Annotated in this window: 19 protein-coding genes; 12 read left to right on the top strand and 7 right to left on the bottom strand. The window is 68.1% G+C overall.

What is annotated here, in order from left to right; genetic code table 11:
- Positions 1–37 precede the first annotated feature (37 nt).
- Positions 38–2,260 carry a bifunctional glycosyltransferase/CDP-glycerol:glycerophosphate glycerophosphotransferase gene (locus OX958_RS33815; protein WP_270134393.1) on the bottom strand — a complete coding sequence of 741 codons (2,223 nt, stop codon included), beginning with the start codon at positions 2,258–2,260 and terminating at the stop codon, positions 38–40.
- A 26-nt stretch (positions 2,261–2,286) separates the two neighbouring features.
- Between OX958_RS33815 and OX958_RS33810 the strand changes: the two genes are divergently transcribed.
- Positions 2,287–3,069 (top strand): Fic family protein, encoded by a 783-nt coding sequence (locus tag OX958_RS33810; protein ID WP_270134392.1) that lies wholly within the window; start codon positions 2,287–2,289, stop codon positions 3,067–3,069.
- Positions 3,070–3,349: 280 nt separating this feature from the next.
- Here the strand turns inward: OX958_RS33810 and OX958_RS33805 are convergent, their stop codons facing one another.
- Positions 3,350–4,180 carry an HAD family hydrolase gene (locus OX958_RS33805; protein WP_270134391.1) on the bottom strand — a complete coding sequence of 277 codons (831 nt, stop codon included), beginning with the start codon at positions 4,178–4,180 and terminating at the stop codon, positions 3,350–3,352.
- Between the two features lie 510 nt (positions 4,181–4,690).
- Between OX958_RS33805 and OX958_RS33800 the strand changes: the two genes are divergently transcribed.
- Together OX958_RS33800 and OX958_RS33795 are read left to right on the top strand one after the other, a co-directional pair.
- On the top strand, positions 4,691–6,397 hold the full coding sequence (locus OX958_RS33800) for a chitinase (protein WP_270134390.1): 1,707 nt from the start codon (positions 4,691–4,693) through the stop codon (positions 6,395–6,397).
- Between the two features lie 2 nt (positions 6,398–6,399).
- Positions 6,400–7,326, top strand: a complete 927-nt coding sequence (locus OX958_RS33795) for a helix-turn-helix domain-containing protein (RefSeq protein WP_270134388.1) — start codon at positions 6,400–6,402, stop codon at positions 7,324–7,326.
- Here OX958_RS33795 and OX958_RS33790 read toward each other — a convergent pair.
- On the bottom strand, positions 7,323–8,525 hold the full coding sequence (locus tag OX958_RS33790; protein WP_270134387.1) for an MFS transporter: 1,203 nt from the start codon (positions 8,523–8,525) through the stop codon (positions 7,323–7,325). The genes OX958_RS33795 and OX958_RS33790 overlap by 4 nt on opposite strands.
- A 136-nt stretch (positions 8,526–8,661) precedes the next feature.
- Between OX958_RS33790 and OX958_RS33785 the strand changes: the two genes are divergently transcribed.
- Entirely contained in the window at positions 8,662–9,396 is a 735-nt protein-coding gene (locus tag OX958_RS33785) for a hypothetical protein (protein WP_270134385.1), read from the top strand.
- A gap of 62 nt (positions 9,397–9,458) precedes the next feature.
- Here the strand turns inward: OX958_RS33785 and OX958_RS33780 are convergent, their stop codons facing one another.
- Together OX958_RS33780 and OX958_RS33775 are read right to left on the bottom strand one after the other, a co-directional pair.
- Positions 9,459–11,018 carry a glycoside hydrolase family 18 protein gene (locus OX958_RS33780; RefSeq protein ID WP_270134384.1) on the bottom strand — a complete coding sequence of 520 codons (1,560 nt, stop codon included), beginning with the start codon at positions 11,016–11,018 and terminating at the stop codon, positions 9,459–9,461.
- A gap of 25 nt (positions 11,019–11,043) precedes the next feature.
- Positions 11,044–12,804, bottom strand: a complete 1,761-nt coding sequence (locus tag OX958_RS33775; RefSeq protein ID WP_270134383.1) for a glycosyl hydrolase family 18 protein — start codon at positions 12,802–12,804, stop codon at positions 11,044–11,046.
- 247 nt (positions 12,805–13,051) lie between these two features.
- Between OX958_RS33775 and ssd the strand changes: the two genes are divergently transcribed.
- From ssd to OX958_RS33755, 4 genes are all read left to right on the top strand, one after another.
- On the top strand, positions 13,052–14,176 hold the full coding sequence (gene ssd, locus OX958_RS33770; protein ID WP_270134381.1) for a septum site-determining protein Ssd: 1,125 nt from the start codon (positions 13,052–13,054) through the stop codon (positions 14,174–14,176).
- The gene (locus tag OX958_RS33765) at positions 14,173–15,330 is read left to right on the top strand and encodes a TadA family conjugal transfer-associated ATPase (protein ID WP_270134380.1); all 1,158 of its coding nucleotides are present in this window, start codon (positions 14,173–14,175) and stop codon (positions 15,328–15,330) included. The genes ssd and OX958_RS33765 overlap by 4 nt, the downstream gene beginning before the upstream one ends.
- Before the next feature lie 326 nt (positions 15,331–15,656).
- A complete protein-coding gene (locus OX958_RS33760; protein WP_270134379.1) occupies positions 15,657–16,319 on the top strand; it encodes a type II secretion system F family protein in 663 nt (220 codons plus the stop codon).
- Between the two features lie 219 nt (positions 16,320–16,538).
- The gene (locus OX958_RS33755) at positions 16,539–17,156 is read left to right on the top strand and encodes a type II secretion system F family protein (RefSeq protein ID WP_270134377.1); all 618 of its coding nucleotides are present in this window, start codon (positions 16,539–16,541) and stop codon (positions 17,154–17,156) included.
- Here OX958_RS33755 and OX958_RS33750 read toward each other — a convergent pair.
- On the bottom strand, positions 17,148–17,450 hold the full coding sequence (locus OX958_RS33750) for a YciI family protein (RefSeq protein ID WP_270134376.1): 303 nt from the start codon (positions 17,448–17,450) through the stop codon (positions 17,148–17,150). The two genes, OX958_RS33755 and OX958_RS33750, sit on opposite strands and share 9 nt — an antisense overlap.
- 154 nt (positions 17,451–17,604) lie before the next feature.
- On the opposite strand from OX958_RS33750, the gene OX958_RS33745 reads away from it, so the two are divergent.
- The 4 genes from OX958_RS33745 to OX958_RS33735 all read left to right on the top strand — a co-directional run bounded on the left by OX958_RS33745 (position 17,605) and on the right by OX958_RS33735 (position 19,143).
- The gene (locus OX958_RS33745; RefSeq protein WP_270134374.1) at positions 17,605–17,814 is read left to right on the top strand and encodes a DUF4244 domain-containing protein; all 210 of its coding nucleotides are present in this window, start codon (positions 17,605–17,607) and stop codon (positions 17,812–17,814) included.
- Positions 17,815–17,905: 91 nt separating this feature from the next.
- Positions 17,906–18,313: a TadE family type IV pilus minor pilin gene (locus OX958_RS33740; protein WP_270134373.1), complete on the top strand. Its 408-nt coding sequence runs from the start codon at positions 17,906–17,908 to the stop codon at positions 18,311–18,313.
- On the top strand, positions 18,252–18,677 hold the full coding sequence (locus OX958_RS35450; protein WP_442913236.1) for an Rv3654c family TadE-like protein: 426 nt from the start codon (positions 18,252–18,254) through the stop codon (positions 18,675–18,677). Before OX958_RS33740 ends, OX958_RS35450 begins: the two co-directional genes overlap by 62 nt.
- Positions 18,678–18,681: 4 nt before the next feature.
- Entirely contained in the window at positions 18,682–19,143 is a 462-nt protein-coding gene (locus tag OX958_RS33735; RefSeq protein WP_270134372.1) for a hypothetical protein, read from the top strand.
- A 198-nt stretch (positions 19,144–19,341) separates the two neighbouring features.
- Here the strand turns inward: OX958_RS33735 and OX958_RS33730 are convergent, their stop codons facing one another.
- A complete protein-coding gene (locus OX958_RS33730; RefSeq protein WP_270134370.1) occupies positions 19,342–19,734 on the bottom strand; it encodes a VOC family protein in 393 nt (130 codons plus the stop codon).
- Positions 19,735–19,739 lie beyond the last annotated feature (5 nt).

Raw genomic sequence — 19,739 nt, 5'->3', positions numbered from 1 at the left:
GCTGGTCGACATGCCGACCATTATGCACGAGAACCGGTCAGAGCCGATGGGGTGACGGAGCCGGGTGCCGGTCGGCCAGCGGAGTGATCGGCGGCAGGTCGGTCTCGCCGAGGAAGAGCCGGCGGACCACCCGCTCGGCCGCGCGGCCGTCGTCGAACTCGCAGAACTTCTCCCGGAACAGCTGCCGGTGCTTGGCCGCCTCGGCCTTCGCGAAGGCGCCGGTCTGCAACGCGGACAGCAACTCCTCCGGCGAGCGTGCCACCAGTCCGGGCGGGAAGGCGGTGATGTCGAAGTACGTCCCGCGGTTGTGGTCGTAGCTGCCCAGGTCGTCGACCAGCAGCACGATCGGCCGGTCGAGGTTGGCGTAGTCGAAGCTGATCGACGAGTAGTCCGAGATCAGCACGTCGGCCGCGAGCATCAGGTCCTCGACCCGGGGATGCTCGGAGACGTCCACCACCCGGGGCGACCGGGCCGACGGGTGCTTCGAGAGCGAGTAGTGCGTCCGCACCAGCACCCGGCCGTGCTCGCCGGCCGCGGCGGCCAGCCGGTCGAGGTCCAGGTGGATGCCGTCGCCACCGAGGTCGACCAGCCCGGACGGCGTACGAACCGAGTCGACGCCGTCGCGGAAGGTCGGCGCGTAGAACACCACCAGGTGGGAGTCGTCGAAGCCGAAGGACGCGCGGATCGCCCGGACGTCGTCCAGCGTCGCGTTCACCAGCCGGTCGTTGCGGGGGAACCCGTACTCCAGTTCCTCGAAGTGCGCGGGGTAGGTGCGTTCCCAGATCTCCGACGAGTACCGGTTGGCGGACAGGTTGAAGTCCCACCGGTCGACCTGCCGCATCAGCTCGTCCAGGTCGAGGTCCTTCGCCGCGACCGGGTAGTGCCGCAGATCGGTGCCCATCGTCTTCAGCGGCGTACCGTGCTGGGTCTGCAGGTGGATCTGCCCCTCGCGCTTCTCGAGCTCCTTCGGCAGGTTCATGTTGCTGATGAAGTACGTCGCCTTGGCGCAGAGCTTCGCGTACGCCGGGGAGCCCGCGACGACGTACTCGACGCCTTCGGGAATCGCCGCGACGTGGTCGGCGTCGATCACCCAGACACCGCGCAGCTGGGGCGCGAGCTCGGTGGCCTTCTCGTAGATCGCCCGGGGGTTGCAGGCGTACTGCTTGAACCAGTAGGCGCCGTAGAGCGCGAGGTTCGGGTCGAGGTCGCGGTGCAGCAGTTTGCCGACCGCCTTGCGCGGGCTGGGCACGCTCAGCACCTTGGCGCTCAGCTTCAGCGTGCAGTACGTCGCGTAGTCGTCGTGCACGATCTGCCAGCGGCGGAAGCCGCGCCGGGTCCGGTCGACGACGTACCCCTCGGGCTTCCAGCGCTTGGCGAAGGCGGCCGCGGCGTGGAAGAACTCCGCCCGGTCGTCCGGATGCACCCGTTCGGGCTTGTCCAGGACGGCCAGGATGTGGTCCAGCGACCGGTCGAAGGCGAACCGCCGCCAGCCGGCGAGGGCCGGGTCGGAGGTGATGAAGGCGTGCACCCGGTCGTACTGGTCGAAGATGTCGAACTGCTGCCGGGTGGCGGTGGCGTGGATGTTGCCGCCGGTGCGGTGCTGCCGGTAGTGCACGACCACCTGGTCCAGGGTGGCGATCCGCTCCGCGGTCAGCATCGTCGAGTAGGTCCACGGCGCGTCCTCGTAGAACCCGGCGGTGAAGACGAAGCCGTGCAGGGTGAGGAAGTCGCGCCGGATCGCCTTGTTCCAGACCACCTCGAGGAAGGTCAGGAAGACCGGCCGCTCGGCCGCGGTGAAGACGCCGTCGCCCTCGCGGGCGAACGCGTCGTGCCGCTGGTTGCGGACCACCCGGCCGTCCCAGTGGATCCGCTCGTAGTCGAACATCACGATGTCCGGCCGTCCGGTCGCCTCGATCCGCCGGGCGATCGCCTCGAGCGAGCCGGGCCGGTAGGTGTCGTCGGCGTCCAGGAAGAGCACGTAGTCGCCGCGGCACTCCTTCAGGCCGGCGTTGCGGGCCAGTCCGAGCCCGACGTTCTCGCTCAGGTGCAGCACCCGGACCCGCGGGTCGGCGGCGGCGTACTCGTCCAGGATGCGGTCACTGCCGTCCGGACTGGCATCGTCGACCGCGATGATCTCGAAGTCGGCGCAGGACTGGCTCAGTACCGAATCCAGGCACGGCCGCAGCCAGGCCCGTGACGCATGACACGGGACCACGATGCTGAACCGGGGGGACCCGGCGGAGTCGGTGCTGGCGGCCATGAGACGTCATCCTAGAGTGCGGTTCCATGACCTCTGACGTGTTCGAACCGCTGGCAGGACTCGAAGGGGTCGGCTCGGCGGCCAGGGCGGCCCGGGACGGGGTCGACGTGCTGTTGCGCGACCGCGGGCTGCGGAAGGTCAGCGCGGACATGACGGCCGAGGCGTTGTTACGGGGCGCCCATGCCTCGGCGGCGCTGGCCGGCAGTCCGTCGACGCTCGAAGAGGTACGCCGGGGCGACGGTGACGGTCTGGCGGCCGGAGCTGTCCGGATGACCGGTGAGCTGATGAGCCTCGCGCCACGGGTGACCACGGCGCCGGTACAGGTCTGGACCAGACTTCACCAGTTGGCGGCGGCCGATCTCGGCAGCGAGGACCAGATGGGCCACGTCCGGACCGGCCGCGAGCCGATCCCGGACGACATCCCTGGCCTCCGGCCGGCACCGCCCGCCGACGAGATGTGGGAGCGACTGAGCGGACTGGCCCAGGCGCTGAGCCGGCCGACCAGCGCGCCGGGGCTGGTGGTGGCCGCGATCGTGCACGCGGAGATCGCGGTACTGCGGCCTTTTCCGACCGCCAACGGGCTGGTGGCGCGAGCCGCCGAGCGCGCGGTGTTGATTGCCAAGGGCATCGACCCGTTGTCGGTCACGGTGCCCGAGGTCGGTCACCACGAGCTGGCGGGCTCGTACCCGCAGGGTTTGCGCGACTACGCGAGCGGTGGGCTGGTCGGCGTCCAGGCCTGGCTACTGCGGAGTTGTGAAGTGATCGCGCTCTCCGCCGAGCGTTCACCGCTCAACAACCCGGCTGGGTAGCAGAACATGCGAACGGCGCTCTCCGAAGAGAGCGCCGTCGCTGGCACGTCATCCTGGTTACCAAGCGTGCACCTTGTCTGCCGCCCCACGGTTTCGGCGTTGGCCGAAGTCTGGGGTCGCGCTGCCCGGTTGGGATGGGCTGGTCGCCGCGTGGGTACCTGACTGCCGTGCGATTCTCTACCGGATCCGAAGATCCTTCGTAGTTCCTTTGTACTCTTCGGATCCCTTCAGGGGAAGGGCTTACGCGACCTTCATGAAGCTGAGAAGAACGGAGCCGGCCTCAACTTCCGGCCGGCCGCGCGCGCCGGCGGGCGGCGTACAGGAGGGCGCCGGCCGCGGCCATGCCGACACCGAGCACGGATGCGGCGACCGCCGGCCGACGGACCTCGTGGAACCTGGTGCGCTCGGCGAGGGCCACCGGTTTGCTGAAGTCGAGCACCGGCCAGCAGCGCTCGGTGGCCAGCCGGCGAAGCGCCTTGTCCGGATTGGCCGCGAACGGATGACCCACGGCCGCCAGCATCGGCTCGTCGGTGATCGAGTCGGAGTAGGCGTAGGAAGCCTGCAGGTCATAGCCTTCCGCTGCGGCCAGCTCGGTGATCGCGCTCGCCTTGCGCGGGCCGTAGGCGTACTCCGAGATCTCGCCGGTGTACTTGCCGTCAGCAACGACCATCCTGGTGGCGATCACCTTGTCGGCGCCGAGCATCGCGCCGATCGGCTCGACCACCTCGGCCCCGGAGGTGGAGACGATCACCACGTCCCGGCCGGCCGCGTGGTGCTCCTCGATCAGCGACACCGCCTCGTCGTAGATCATCGGCTCGACGATGTGGTGCAGGGTGTCGGCCACGATCGCGCGGACGGTCTGCACGTCCCAGCCCGTGCACATAGCGGACAGGTACTCCCGCATCCGCTCCATCTGGTCGTGGTCGGCGCCACCGAGCAGGTAGACGAACTGGGCGTAGGTGCTGCGCAGTACGGTCCGCCGGTTGATCAGCCCGCCGGCGTAGAACGGGCGGGAGAAGGCCAGCGTGCTGGAGCGGGCGATGATCGTCTTGTCGAGATCGAAGAAGGCGGCCGATCGGGGCGTGCCCAGGTGCTCCATACCGACGAGCATAGGGCGGCTCGCGAAACGCCGAGGGGCCCGGGCTTTCGTGTACGCGGGTCTCCCGTTAGACTGTTGAGCAGTGTGACAGTGACACTGGCTCGGAAGGCTTCGATCGAGTTTCCGGCACCGGTTCTACAGGCACTCGGTTGCAATGGAACTGAGATGTGTGAGACCCGGACTCGGGGGGTACATTCTCCTCGACAGTGGCAGACTGTCGCCTCCTGATCGGCCCCCGGCTCCTCCCCCCGAGCCCGTGGCCGAAGACGGCCCCCGGTCACCCCCCCCGCCGGGGGCCGTCGCCTTTCCTCCTCCAGGTGACGGCCGGCAGCCAAGCATCCGAGGCCGCGAATCCTGATGCTGCAAGCGCTTACCCAAATCCCGCTTCCTGCCCGTGTTCGGGCAGATGTCGCCCACTGAACCTCAAAAAGCCATATAGATTTCAGTTTTCTTGAGCGTGAGAGCGTTCCCACTTTATGCAGGGTCTTGACAATGTAGTTGCCTAGTCACACTTTGTGTCACATGAACCCGCGTACGAACCGCCCCCACACCGCGGTCATCTCCGTCCTGTCAGCCCTGCTTCTCGCCATCAGCGGCCTGGTCCTGATCACCCAGGCCAGCTCCGCGGCGACCAACCTCGTCACCAACGGGACCTTCGAGTCCGGCACTCTCGCCGGCTGGTCCTGCACGGCCGGATCGGGAGCTGCCGTCAGCGGCTCGGCTCACACCGGCACCTACCAGCTGCAGGGCACTCCCACCTCGGGTGACAACGCCCGGTGCAGCACGTCGGTCTCGGTCAAGCCGAGCTCGACGTACACGCTGTCGGCCTGGGTGAAGGGTTCGAACGTCTACCTCGGCGCCGAGGGTGGCACCAGCACCTGGACCTCCAGCACCGGCTGGGCCCAGCTGACCACCACCTTCACCACCAACGCGTCCACCAGCACGGTGACGGTCTACCTGCACGGCTGGTACGGACTACCGGCGTACCAGGCGGACGACGTGGTGCTGGACGGACCGGGTGGCACCGGGCCGCCGCCGGACACGACTCCTCCGACCACGCCGGGTGGCCTCACGGTCGGCAGCCCGACCTCGAGCTCGCTGCGGCTGAACTGGTCGGCCGCCTCGGACGCCAACGGCGTCAGCCGGTACGACGTGGTCCGCGGCTCCGACGCCCCGCAGAGCGTGGGCAACGTGACGAGCTGGACCGCGAGCGGCCTCAGCCCGAGTACGGCGTACAGCTTCAAGGTGCGGGCCTGTGACGCGGCCGGCAACTGCTCGCCGTACGGCGCGGCGGTCTCCGGTACGACGTCCAGCGGGCCGGTCGAGCCGCCGCCGGGCAACCTGCCCAAGCACGTCCTGACCGGCTACTGGCAGAACTTCAACAACGGCGCGACGGTCCAGAAGATCTCCGACGTCCCCGCGGCCTACGACCTGATCGCGGTCGCCTTCGCCGACGCGGACGCCGCCCGGCCGGGTGGCATCACCTTCAACCTCGACAGCGCCGGCCTGAACGGCTACACGGTGGCGCAGTTCAAGGCGGACATCGCCGCCAAGCAGGCGGCCGGCAAGAAGGTCATCCTGTCCGTCGGCGGTGAGAAGGGCACCATCTCGGTGGCCAGCGCGACGGCCGCCGCCAACTTCGCCGCCACGGCCCAGTCGGTGCTGCGCGAGTACGGCTTCAACGGGATCGACATCGACCTGGAGAACGGCGTCAACGCGCAGTACATGGGACAGGCGCTGCGGACCCTGCGCGGCACCTTCGGCAGCGGGCTGATCATCACCATGGCGCCGCAGACGATCGACATGCAGGCCACCTCGTTCGAGTACTTCAAGCTGGCGCTGGCGATCAAGGACATCCTGACCATCGTCAACGTGCAGTACTACAACTCCGGCGCGATGAACGGCTGCAACGGGCAGGTCTACTCGCAGGGCTCGGTGGACTTCCTCACCGCCCAGGCCTGCATCATGCTGCAGAACGGTCTCCGGCCCGACCAGGTCGGCCTGGGGCTGCCGGCCTCCACCCGCGGCGCCGGGAGCGGCTACGTATCGCCGACGATCGTCAACAACGCGCTGGACTGCCTGACCAAGGGCACCAACTGCGGCAACTTCAAGCCGACCACCACCTGGCCCACGCTGCGAGGCGCGATGACCTGGTCGACCAACTGGGACGCGCTGAACGGCAACCAGTTCGCCAACCAGGTCGGCGCTCACGTCCACTCGCTGCCCTGACCATGCACGACTACCGACCCGCTCCGGTGCTGGAAGCGCTTGGTGTCTGCTCGGAGGACGAGCAGCTCTACCGGGTGCTTCTGGCCCGGCCGGAGGCCACTACGACAGAGCTGGCGAGTGACACGGGCTGGGCCGCCGCACGGGTGACCCGGCACCTCCAGTCACTCCTGGCACTGGGGCTGGCGTCCCGTGCTCCGGGACGCCCGGCCCGCTACACGCCTGCCGTTCCGGAGGCGGCTGTGGAACTGCTGGCCCTTCGCAAGCAGGCTGCGATCGTGCAGGCGCGACTCGGGGCTGCTGCGCTCACCGAGGAGTTCCGGTCGCGACGCGAGGCCGGGCCGTTCACAGTGATTCGCGGACAGCAGGCGATGGCGCAGCGGTTCTACCAGGCCCAGCAAAGCGCTCAGACGGAAGTGCTGGTGCTGGACAAGCCGCCGTTCGTCGTACTGCCGATCGAGCCGCGGCGGGCGCATGGAGTCGCCTACCGGACGATCTACGACATGGCCGCGCTTGTTGAGCCCGCGGAACTCGCTGCTGCCCGGAGTGCCGGGCCTAGCTGCCGGATGCTTCGCGACGTACCGCTGAAGTTGGTGGTCGCCGACAAGCGGACAGGGCTGCTGCAGTCCGGGCAGGAGCTGATCGAGATGGGCCCGTCGACCTTGCTCGACGGGCTACTGCGGTTGTTCGAACTGCTCTGGCAGCAGGCGAGCCCGCTGTCGCCGTCGGCTTCGGATGGTCCGCTGAGCTTCGAGGACCAGCAACTGCTCGCTCTCGCGGCCGCCGGTCTCACCGATCAGGCGATAGCTCGTCGGCTCGGTGTGGCGCAGCGGACAGTCGAGCGCCGGATGCAACGCATTCTGAAGGCTCTCGACGCGACCACTCGTTTCCAAGCCGGGCTGCGGGCGGGCCAGCGTGGTCTGCTGACCTAGTGGGTGGTCAGTTTGGCGCTGCGCCTCAACAGCAGGGTTAGGACGAGAGTGATGAGTAGCAGGGCGCCTGCTTCGGCTGCAACACCGGGCCAGGCGGCGTGCGTCCACGCAGTACCGGCCAGGCCGCCGAAGACGGAAGAACCCAGGTAGTACGCGAAGAGATAGAAGCTGGCAGCCTGCCCGGTCCCGCCTCCACCTGCATGCGCCCGTACTGCGACCCACCCGCTGGCGACACCGTGGACGGCGAAGAACCCTGCCGTCATCACTGCCAGCCCAGCCACCACCAAGGGCAGTGGCGACGCCAGAGTGATCGCGACTCCTGTCAGGGTCACCAGGCACCCGACCGGCACCACCGCTCTCCTGCTGTATCTGTCAGCGAGCCGTCCGGCTACCGCTGACGCCGCGGATCCCACCAGGTAGACAGCGAACACCAGACCGGCCAGTCCCGGTCCCAGCCCGTACGGCTCGGCAGCCAGCCGGAAGCCTGTCGCGTTGTAGACGGCCACGAACGCACCCATCCCCGTAGCGGCCATCCCGTACAGAGCCAGCAACGCCGGATCCTTGAGCACTCTCAGCGTTTGGCGACCGCCCTGCGCCCGGACGAAGTGTTGCGACTCCGGCAAGAGGACGGCAACCAGTACTGCGCAGATCACTCCCATTGCCGCGATGCCGCCCAGCGCCAGCCGCCAACCACCGAGGTCGGCCAGGCCACCGGCTACCAGGCGTCCGGTCATCCCGCCGACCGCCGTACCGGCGATGTAGAGGCCACTCGCTCTGGCCAAGCTGCTGTCGTCGACTTCCTCGCGCAGGTACGCCACGGCGACCGCCGGCAATCCCGCGAGGGCCACACCTTGCACGCCTCGAAATGCCAGCAGCACGTGCCAACTGGGTGCCACGACACACAACGAAGCCATCACCGCTGCCGCCGCTACCGACCAGCGCATCACTTTCGTCCGCCCGACGACCTCCGAGACCGCGCCTGCCGCCAGCAAGGCGACTCCGAGTCCGAGGGTTGCCACCGACACACTGAACGCACTCTGGCCGGGGGAGACCTGGAACACCCGCGCCAGCTCCGGCAGTAACGCCTGCGTGCTGTAGAGCATCGCAAAGGTGGCCAGGCCTGCTGCGAACAACGCCACCGACAACCGCCGGTACCCCGCCTCGCCAGGTAGATAGCCACGCGCCGGAGCAGTCTGCACACAGCCGACTATGCCGTCGGGGTGCCGGCCACCCGAAGCGCAAGTGACAAGAACAACAGACAGTGCTGCCGGTGATGGGGCCCGACTCGGGCGGTTGTTTCAAGCGAAGACTCTGGACGTCTATAGGGTCTGCGGCGTGAGGAAGCTTTTGAGTGGCGTGAGGCCCAATCGACGGCAAGTGTTCCTGGCTGGGGCGGTGGCAGCGGCGTCGACGGTGGCGACGACCGGCACCGCGGCAGCGGGCGGGTACGGATCGGGAGACCTGGGTGCGTGGAAGCACCTGACCAAAGCGATAGCGCCGGCGGCGACGATCCAGCGGGTGCTGGCGGCCAACGGGGTGTTCATGTTCGGCGACAGCATCGGCGTACAGGATGGGAAGGCGCTGTCGATCCGGCTGATGAACACGCTGAGCCTCGATCTGGCGGTGAACAACTGGTCGGGCCGGCCGACGAAGGAGACCGTCGACGAGTTGGCCAACTGGAAGGCGGCCTACGGGCTGCCCCGCCGGGTGGTGATGTCGTGCGGTACCAACGACGTCTTCACACCACCCGCGATGGCCGGGCAGATCGACCGGGCGATGAGCATCGTCGGGAGCCGGACCACCGTGTTCTGGGTGAACACCCAGGTCGCGCGGCCCGGACTGGGTGCCACGGTGCAGCTGGCCGACCAGCGCAACAGCGCGTGGGTCAACCTGCAACTGGCAGACGCGCAGCGGCGCTACCCGAACCTGCGGATCGTCCGCTGGGCCGAGTGGCTGGCGGCCAAGCCGACCCGGCTGGGCACCTACGTGCGGGGAGGCATCCACACCTCGGTGCCGTACGGCCAGGACGCCCGCAACGAGCTGATCGTTCAGGCGATCAAGGCCGGCTGACTCTTTTCCGACAACGTGCCGGGTACTGCGGCGGGCCACCGAGGCCCGCCGCAGTACCGGTTCTAGAACCCTGCGGTGATGCGGGTGAACTCCCAGTCGGACTGGGCGATCCCGCTGCAGTTGGCGACGACGCCGCCGCCCGCGCAGCCACGGTCGCGGTTGACCGACCAGAACGCCAGTCGCCCGATCCCGTTGGTCTTGGACCAGTTGGTGATGTTCTGCCAGGCGGCCGCGGTGGTCAGCTCCTGCTGGTCGGACAGACCGTTCATGCCGGAGATGCCCTGGTGGGCGTAGGCCTGGGCGGTGGTCCAGCCGAAGACGGACTTCAGCTTGTTGTTCAGGCCGACCGACGAGCCGACCGTGTCGGTATAGATGTTGGCGCTACTGAAGTTGAACGGCATCAGGGTGAAGATGTCGATGTTCGCGTCGAGCGCCTTGGACCGCTCGATCAGCCGGTTGCCCCAGTAGTTCGGGCCGGTGGTCGAGGTGCCGAAGGTCAGGATCGTCTGGATCCCGGGGTTGTTCTGCTTGACGATCTTCAGCGCGGTCAGGATCCGGTCCTGGACGACCTCGTTCTCGAACTCGTCGGAGTTCTCGATGTCGACGTCGATCGCCTTCAGGTTGTAGGCGCTGATGACCTTCTGGTAGGCGCCGGCCAGTGCTTCCGGCGTACTGCAGTTCGGACCGAGCTTGTTACCGCTCCAGCCGCCGATCGACGGCACGATGTCGCCGCCGGCCGCACGGATCTGCGCGATCGCGGTGGCATCAGCACTGCCCTGCAGCGGCCGTACGCCGTCCCAGGCCGGGTTGCAGCCGCCGGACGACAGGATGAAGGCCATCGTGAACCACTTGATGCCCGTTGCGTTCATGACCGTGGCCGGGTTCGGCGGGTCGCCCCAGCCCATGTAGAGGTACGGCGCTGCCCTGCGGGTGCCGCCCGGGTCGGGATCGGTGCCGCCGGTCTTGGTCGTCACGGAGACGGCGCCGCTCTTGGCGCCTTCGCCCGCACTGTTCGAACCACTGACCTGATAGCTGTACGCCGTGTTGGCGGTCAGCCCGGAGTCCGTGTACGACGTACCGGTCGGCGTACCGACCTTGCTGCCGTTGCGGTAGACGTTGTAGCTGGTGGCTCCGCTAGCAGCCGACCAGTTGAGGGTCACGGACGAGGCGGTCGAAGTACCGGCCAGTCCGCTGGGTGCGCCGGGGACTGTCCCGCCGCCTCCGCCAGTACAGGATCCGCCGTTGAGGCGGCAGGCGGCGATGCCAGGGAAGTTGCCCGGGCTGCCGTTGAAGCCGAAGGTGACACTGGCCCCGGGGGCGAGAGGCCCTGCCCAAGTCGGCGGGGTGAACGTGTGGGTCAGCCCGCTGGTACTGCGGACCGCGTCCCACGAGCTGCTGACGTTGTAGCCGGACGGGAAGTCCAGGGCGATCGACCAGGTGCTGATCGCGGCGGAGGTGCCGTTGGTGACGGTCACCTTGCCCTCGAATCCGCTGCCCCAGTCCGACACCTTGGTGAACGAGGCGCTCACCGGCGCGGCCTGGGCGGCCGGCGCGACCAGGAAGGAGGTCACTGCTGCCGCGATCGCGGCGATCGCGATCGTGATCTTCTTGCGTTTCATCATGCTCCGATCAGAGGGCGGTACGTGATCAGATCCGGCCCCAGAGTGCGGGGACGTTCGGCGGTTCCCATCCGGTCAGCGAGGTGTGGCCCTGGATGCATCGATAGTTCACGCCGTTGTAGGAAACCACCGAGTTGGTCGCGTACGCCGTGTTCGGGGCCCACGGGCTCGCCGTCGGAGGGGTGGTCGGCGGCGTGGTGGGAGGTGTCGTCGGGGGAGTGGTCGGCGGCGTCGTAGGCGGCGTCGTCGGAGGAGTGGTGGGCGGGGTCGTCGGGGGCGTCGTCGGCGGGGTGGTCGGCGGCGTCGTGGGCGGGCCGCTGCAGCCGGGGGTTTCGGCGTTGACCGAGTTGACGACCGCGTTGAAGAGCGTGACGCCGGGGTCCAGTGCTTCCAGCGAATACATCATCGCGCCGCCCAGACCGTTGCAGTGGCCGTAGTCGGCCTTCTCCTTGATCGAGCGGGCGTTGTCACCGGTCCAGAAGGTTCCGTTGCGGTAGAACCAGGAAGCCTTGGTGGCCTCGTCGAAGAACGTCGTGCTGGGGTTGTCGACGAAGCCGGTCAGCTCCTTGTAAAAGGAGACGCCGGGCACGTTGCCGCTGAGCGCGTGACCGTCGGCGGGACCGGTGGCCGTCTGGTACTTGCCGTTCGCGGTAGCCGGAACGCCCTTCCATCCTCTGTAGTAGAAGGGATAGCCGATGGTCAGCTTGTTCGCCGGGAAGCCGCCCGGGATCCCGTACGCCGGGTCGCCGACGGTCCACGCCTTCACGGCACCGTCGATCGAGTACTTCTTGGTGCCCGGCGGGATCGGGTTGCTCGGGTCGTTCGGCGCTTCGTACAGCGGGTCCTGGAAGTTCGTCGGACCGGTCGCCTCCCAGCCACCGTGCATGTCGTACGTCATCACGTTGTTGTAGTCGAGGTACTGGCCGATCTTGTCGGTCTCGATCGTGGCGATCTTGTCCTGACCGGCCGGTGTGGCCGCGGTCAGCCACATCTTCTTGCCGGTGCTGCTGCCGACGGCGTCGAGCTGGCGACGGAACTCGGCCAGCAGCAGGGTGAAGTTCTGCTTGTCGGCCGGGCTGTAGTGGTTGCCGACGTGACCGTTCGGCGAGCCGGGGTACTCCCAGTCGATGTCGATGCCGTCGAAGATGCCGGCCGCGCTGCCCGGACCGCCGAAGCCGTCGATGACCGGCAGATCGCCCTTGACGAACATGTTCACGCAGGAGCTGACCAGCGCCTTGCGCTTGGCATCGGTCGCGGCCGCGTCGGAGAAGTACTTCGAGTAGGTCCAGCCGCCGAGTGAGATCAGGATCTTCAGGTTCGGCTGCTTCGCCTTCAGCTTCTTGAGCTGGTTGAAGTTGCCCTGGATCGGCTGGTTCCAGACGTCGCCCACCCCGTCGACGCTGATGTCCGCGCCGTACGACTTGCCGTAGTCCGCGAACGCGTCGCCGGCACCGTCACCGGCGTTCGGGTCGTTCTCGTTCTGCGAGGCGGCCTTGTTGGCCATGAAGCAGGTGTGGCTGGTCGGGTGGATGTTCGCGAACGCGTAGTTGAGGAAGTCGAGCTTGCTCGCGACCCCGGTGGTGACCAGGTTCTTCGGGTAGAAGGCGTTCCCGTAGATGCCCCACTGGGTGAAGTAGGCCGTCTTCACGCCACCACTGGTGGCGGCCTGGGCTTGGGGTTGGGCGTTCGGTGCGGGTGGGCCGGCGGTGGCGGCGGTGATGCCGCCGACGGCGATCAGGGCGCTGGCGGCCACGGTGGCCGCGGCGGCGACGCTGCGCATTCGACTCATGGGGCGGGTCCTCCATTTAGGAGCTGAGCACTGCACGGATGTCCAGTTGATGTCCACGAGTGGACGACTTCTGAGCCTTCTGAGAGAAACTTAGTTAAAGACTCTTCGAAACGAACCGTAGCTCTTCGGCTGCCGCAGGTCTCCGGGTCGCGATGGCGGGTTGCCGCTGGTGACGGAGATCCGACAGTTCTCCACAGGCTGGGTATTTCTTGCGCCGCGGGGCTCGAACGACGGCACCTTCTAGGGCATGGACAACCTTCTTTCGATGCCTGCGCCGGCCGTCCTGCTGGCCACCGCCGACGAGCTGCTGCTGGACGACCTGCTCCGCCTCGCCGCGGCCGCCGAGGTGACGCCGCGCGTGGAGCGAGATCTCCTCGGGCTGCGCCGCAACTGGCAGACCGCCACTCTCGTGGTGGTCGGCCAGGATCTGGCCGAGCCGCTGGCCCGCTCGCAACCGGTCCGCCGCTCAGGTGTGCTGGTCGCCACGCGTGCGTTCGGCGGGCGCGGGCGGGTGGTTGCTGCCGATCCGGAAGCCGGGGAAGCGGCGGCCTATCGCCACGCCCTCGCGATCGGCGCTGAAGGTGTGTTCGGCTTACCAGCCGACGAAAGCGTGCTCGGCGACAAGCTGGCCGACGCCCTCGACGGCGGTGTCAGGACGGCCGTCACGCTGGCTTTCGTAGGCGGCTGTGGTGGGGCTGGCGCGACCACGCTCGCCGCCGCCGTCGCGGTCACCGCCGGCAGGTATGGCTTGCGCAGCATGCTGATCGACGGTGACCCGCTGGGCGGCGGCATAGAGCTGGTGCTGGGTAGCGAGGCCTGCGAAGGGTCCCGCTGGCCCGCGTTGCTGAACGCCGCAGGCCGGGTCAGCGCGGGTGCCCTGCGAGCAGCGCTGCCGCTCGTCGACGGGCTCGCGGTCCTGTCCTGGGACAGATCGGACGTCGCGGCTCTGCCACCGGAGGCGATGAGATCGGTGCTGGGTGCGGCCCAACGCAGCAGCGATCTGGTCGTCGTCGATCTGCCGCGACGATCTGATCCGGCCGCCGAGGAGGCGTTCGTCCGCGCGACCTCGACGCTGGTGGTGGTTCCTCGTGACGTGCGTTCCTGTGCTGCCGCGGCCCGGCTGGTCGCGCCGTTGCGGGAGGTTGCCCACGATCTGCGCGTGGTGGCCAGGGAGCCTGGGCTCAACGGGTTGTCCGCTCTCGACGTCGCGGACCACCTGTCGTTGCCGTTGGCTGCCAAGCTCGGGTTCGAGCGCGACCTGCCTTCGCTGCTGGACGAGGGCCGCTTCGATCCCCGGCCACGCAGCGCGTTGGGACGGGCAGCCACCGACATACTCGAGCTGTTCGGTCTCTACGGATCGCTCGCGGCATGAACATCTCCACCGACCTGCTCGAACGCGTCCGCACCACTCTCGCCGCGCACGGAGCCGAGCCGACCGCTGCCCGGGTCGCCGCGGTGCTGCGTGCCGACGGACACCTCTTCGGCGACTCGACCGTGCTCGCCGTGATGGAGGCGCTGCGTCGCGACGCGCTCGGCGCCGGCCCGCTCGACGGCTTGCTGACAGAGCCTGGGATCACCGACATCCTCGTCAACGGACCCAACGAAGTCTTCATCGACCGCGGCTCGGGCCTCGAACGCATCTCGCTTCCGACCGGCGACGAGGCAGCCGTTCGCCGGCTCGCCACGCGCCTGGCTGCAGCCGCCGGTCGCCGCCTCGACGACGCCACGCCGTACGTCGATGTCCGGCTTCCCGACGGCACTCGCTTCCACGCTGTCCTGTCCCCGATCGCCGCCCCCGGCACCTGCCTCTCGCTGCGGATCCCCTCACGCAAGATCTTCACCCTCGACGAACTGGTCGCCGCGGGCTCGCTTCCGGCCGGGGGCGCTCCTCTCCTGCGAGATCTCCTGCTGGCTCGGGTCGCCTTCCTGATCAGCGGCGGCACCGGGACGGGCAAAACCACCCTGCTGAACTCTCTGCTGTCGTTGGCCGATCCCGATGATCGCCTGGTCCTGGTCGAGGACGCCGGTGAGCTTCATCCCGATCACCCGCACGTGATCCGCCTGGAAGCCCGACCACCCAACGTCGAGGGCGCGGGCGAGATCTCCCTGCGCGACCTGGTCCGTCAAGCCCTGCGGATGCGCCCCGATCGTCTGGTCGTCGGCGAGGTCCGGGGCGCCGAGGTGGTCGACCTGCTGAGCGCCCTCAACACCGGCCACGAAGGCGGTTGCGGCACGGTCCACGCGAACTCGGCCGCTGACATCCCAGCGCGTCTGGAGGCACTGGGCGCACTGGCCGGACTGACCCGGGAAGCCATCCACAGTCAGATCTCCTCGGCCCTCCAAGCGGTGATCCATCTGACCCGGGGACCTACCGGCGTCCGCCGAATAGCCGAGATCCGAGCCGTCACCCGCACTCCCACCGGCCAGGCCGTCACCATCCCCGCCATCGAGTTCACTCCCACCGGTCCGCCGAGGTTCCACCCGGGCGCGACCCTGTTCACCCACCACCTCGCCGGAGCAGCCTGATGCCGACCGTGACCGCACTGCTGGCCTTGATCACCGTCCTGGCACTGTTGCCAACACCTACTCGCGCTCTGCACCGCCTCGACGCGCCTACTCCCCAACGCCGAACCCGGCCTACGCCTGGGTCCGCACGTACGGCTGGGTCTGCGCGTACACCTGGGTCTGCGCGTACGCCTGGGTCTGCGTTCGCGCCCGGGTCAGCGCTGACGCATGCTTCGACTCCACCGTGGCAACGCGGTCGATCTCAGCTCTCGAGTGGTTCCGCTGCCTTCACCCGTTCGACAGCCCGGCGCCTCGGCACAATCACCGCAATAGTTGCTCTAGGCATCTTGATCACCGCCTCGGCCGACCCATCGGTGATCGTGATCGCCCTGACGGCAGGCGCCATCGCTGCAGTGGTCATCAGCCAACGTGCACGCACCCTCCAAGCGCGAGCCGCCACGGCCAAACGATCCGCCGTCATCGAGGCCTGCGACGTCCTGGCCGCCGAGTTGGGCGCCGGCCGCCCACCGGCAGCCGCCCTCGAAGGCGCCGCCACAGTCTGCCCCGACCTCGAGGTGGCCTCGGCCGCCGCCAAACTCGGCGGCGACGTGCCCGCACTCCTCGACCTTCTGGCCGAACCCCCAGGAAACGAAGGGCTCCGAGCGCTCTCTGCGGCCTGGCGAGTAGCCGACGAATCCGGCGCCGCCTTCGCCCAGATCACCGAACGCCTGGCCAACTCACTTCGGGCCGACGAGATGATCCGCCGCCAGATCACCGCCGGCATCGCCGCCCCACGAGCCACTGCCCGCCTGCTCGCAGTCCTCCCCGCCTTCGGCACAGCCCTCGGTTATGCCCTTGGCGCCGACCCGCTGACGTTCCTCACCCAGACCCCACCGGGCTGGCTCTGCCTGGCCTTGGGTCTGGCTCTCATCACTGTTGGCCTTCACTGGACCAACCACCAAACCAGACCTCCATGGGAACCCAGCCGCCGCTCCCGCCAAGCCACCTGACCGATGCTCACCCCAACGCTGACCGTGATGATCGCCGCGCCCCACTCCCTTCCGCCGACGCCCTCGTTTCCGATCGCCGTGCCGAGCGCGCTTCTCCCGGCCTTGGCTGCGGCTCTGGCGCTCGTGCTCCTCCTGCCAACTCCACCCGGGCGTCGGCGGCTAGGAAGGCATCGGCCTCTCACCAAGTGCTGGCCGTTCAGTCTCGTATCCACAAAGCAGGTGCCACCAGCCACTCGTCGGCGTCACCTCACGGTTGCCGCCCTGGCTGCGTCCGCAGTTCTTCTCGTCCTCGGCCTGGCCGCAGGCCTGCTTCCCGCGGCGCTTGTCTTCCTCGCCACCCCGGCAGTTCTCAGCCGACTGGAACCCGCGGCCACGCGCCGACGTACGGCGCAGTTGGTCGCCGACCTGCCCCTGGCAGTCGACCTTCTCGCCGCCTGCCTTCGAGCTGGGCGTCCACCGCAAGCCTCGATCGCCGTCGTCGCGCAATCTCTCGGAGGCCCACTCGCGGATCTGCTGGCCGAAGTCGAGCGCCGCCTGAGTCTCGGCGCTGACCCGATCGACGCCTGGTCCTGCCTGCTCAAGGAGCCCGCCTGCGCCACGTTCGCCCGTGCCACCCAACGAGCACTCCGCTCCGGCGCGCCACTGGCCGGCATCCTCGAACACCAAGCCAACGACACCCGGCAAGCCCGCCGCTGGACCGCGGAGGAGCACGCCCGCGCGGTCGAATCGCGGTCGGTGGTCCCGCTGGGTCTCTGCTTCCTGCCCGCGTTCGTCCTGCTCGGCATCGTGCCCACTATCGCCAGTTCCCTTTCGGGCCTGCTCAGCTTCCTAGGCTGAAGGCAACGACTCCTTGAGCCGCTCCAGGCCCGCGGTGACAGTCGTGGCGAAGAACTGCGTCACCCGGTAGTCGCAAACTCCTGCCACGACGAAAGGATCGCCCGCCAGCAGCGTCTCCATGGCCGGCCGATCATTGCCAAGAGCAATAATCACACCGCCGTCGCGGGGTTCTTTCCGCCCTGATGCCAGGAAGACTCCGGCGTCGTACTGCGCCTTCACCCAGCTCAAGTGATCAGCCATGTGCTCGTCGACGCGATCCAGCGGTGCGGTGTAGGTCAGCTCCAGAACAAACATGCCGGTCACGTTAGCCCTGCTTTCGAGTCGCGCTGGCATCGGGTCTCGGGGAGTTGTCCCCAGGCCAGAAAGTCCTTCTCTGCAAGGGTGTCGACGACGGCACCTTGTCAGTAAGCCGATCCGGAACAGCCGGATCGCAGATCAGGAGGTCGACATGTCCAAGGCGCTGGTTTCCGTTCGCCGCTTCCGTCACCGCAGTGAGCGCGGCGCCGCCACCGCGGAGTACGCCGTCAGCATCGTGGCGGCCTGTGGCCTCGGTGGCATTCTCATCGCCCTGCTCAAGTCGCCTGCGGTGACGGCGATGCTCAAGGCGATCATCAACTACGCCCTGAAGGCCGCCGGCATGGACGGCGTCCAAATCTGACTGCCGACCCAGTCGGTTCCGTCCCCCAGTCCCGGCCGCGGCGTCTCCCCTCACGCCGCGGCCGGCCCACCCGATCGAAAGGAGTCATCGCATGCTCAGCCGGTCCCGATCCCACTCTCGAGCCCGATCCGACCGCGGCGCGATCACCGCCGAAGCCGCCTTCGTTCTGCCTGTTCTGCTGGCCTTGCTGGCTTTCGGTCTGTGGCTGGTCGGTGTAGTCGTCACGAACATCCGCTGCATCGACGCCGCGCGCGACACCGCCAGAGCCGCCGCCCGCGGTGAGTCGATCGAGAGTGCACGCCAGCTAGGTCAACGATCCGCTCCGAAAGGTGCCGCGATCACCATCAACCAGACCGGCTCCACCATTCACGTCCGAGTCGCTGCCGCTCCAGCTGCCGCGCCCGGCGTACTGCGGTCGCTGCCACAACTCGACATCCATGCGGACGCCACTATCCACGCTGAGCAGCCTGCCCTCCCTTATGCCCACACAGCCAACTGACGACCGAGGAAGCGCAAGCCTGCTGGCAATCGGCATCACTTTCGTCCTACTAGGAGGCTGTCTGGTGGGCGTGCTGTGGGCCGCGGTCTCCGTCGGTCACCACCGAGCTGATGCAGCAGCAGACCTAGCAGCCCTCAGCGCAGCACAAGCGCTACAAATCTCCGCATCGGGCTCCGCCACCACTGTCGGCGCCTGCGCTGCAGCAGCCCAGGTCGCCAGTGCACAACAAGTCGAGCTACGTGACTGCCAACTGCTCGGCGAAACAGTCACCATCCTGGTGGCCGTAGAACTGCAGTGGGGAATGCTCGGCACGCCGGTACTGACTGCCGAAGCCCGAGCCGGGCCAATGGAAGGAGCAAACTAGCCAGGTGACGGACAACCCAACCGGCGGCGATGCTCACAGCCCAATCGGCGGCGATGCTGACAGTCCCACCCATCTGCTGGTCATCGACGCGGCCAACGTCGTCGGCTCCCGCCCAGACGGCTGGTGGCGAGACCGGCCCGGCGCGGCCCGCCGCCTGCTCACCCAACTGGAAAGCCTGCCGCCCCTCCTCGACGTTCCCACCGAAATCGCCGTAGTACTGGAGGGAGCAGCCAAAGCCGCAGTCACCAGCACCCCAACGGACCCCGACTTCCCCGCCCTCCACCTCATCCTGGCCGTGGGCTCAGGCGACGACGCCATCGTCGACTTCGTCGCAGCAGCATCCACAGCAGACGCCAACCGCTCGATCACCGTCATCACCGCCGACCGAGCCCTCCGAGCTCGCCTCACCCCCCTGGGCGCCGAAACCGAAGGACCCAACTGGCTCTGGACCCAACTCCCCACCTGACACACACCTGCGCAGCCGCAGGACCCGACGCCACCACTACCTTTCAACACCCAGCCGCGAGTCCTGACCAACACCTCTCGCCACCCCAGCAGCAGGCCCCGACGCGACCAACACCTCTCGACACCCCAGCCGCTGGTGCTGGCGGCCAGGATGGGGTCGCGGAGTCCGATCGCCGGCGCTGGTCGGTTCGGTGTGCGGCTAGGGCTGACGGCTGGCCAGGATGCAGAACTCGTTGCCCTCCGGGTCGGCGAGGGTCACCCAGCTCCGGTCACCTTGACCGACGTCAGCGTGGCGGGCACCGAGATCGAGCAGGCGGCGGACCTCTTCGGCTTGGTCCCGGTCGGTGGGATTGAGGTCGAGGTGGAGTCTGTTCTTGACGACCTTGCCTTCGGGTACCGGTGCGAAGGTCAGGATCGGTGGCACCGGTCCAGGATGCGCCTTGCCCTCGGGCGCCAGCGGAGAGCCGATGCTGATGGCGCCGTCCGCTTCCTCCGTGTCCAGTACTTCGTAGCCGAGAACGGCACACCAGAACTGAGCGAGAGCTTGCGGATCGGCACAGTCGATCGCCAGCTCGGTGAACTTGCTGGACACCTCAG

The sequence above is a fragment of the Kribbella sp. CA-293567 genome (genome assembly GCF_027627575.1).
Lineage (GTDB): Bacteria > Actinomycetota > Actinomycetes > Propionibacteriales > Kribbellaceae > Kribbella.
This window is presented reverse-complemented; position numbering and strand designations above follow the sequence as displayed.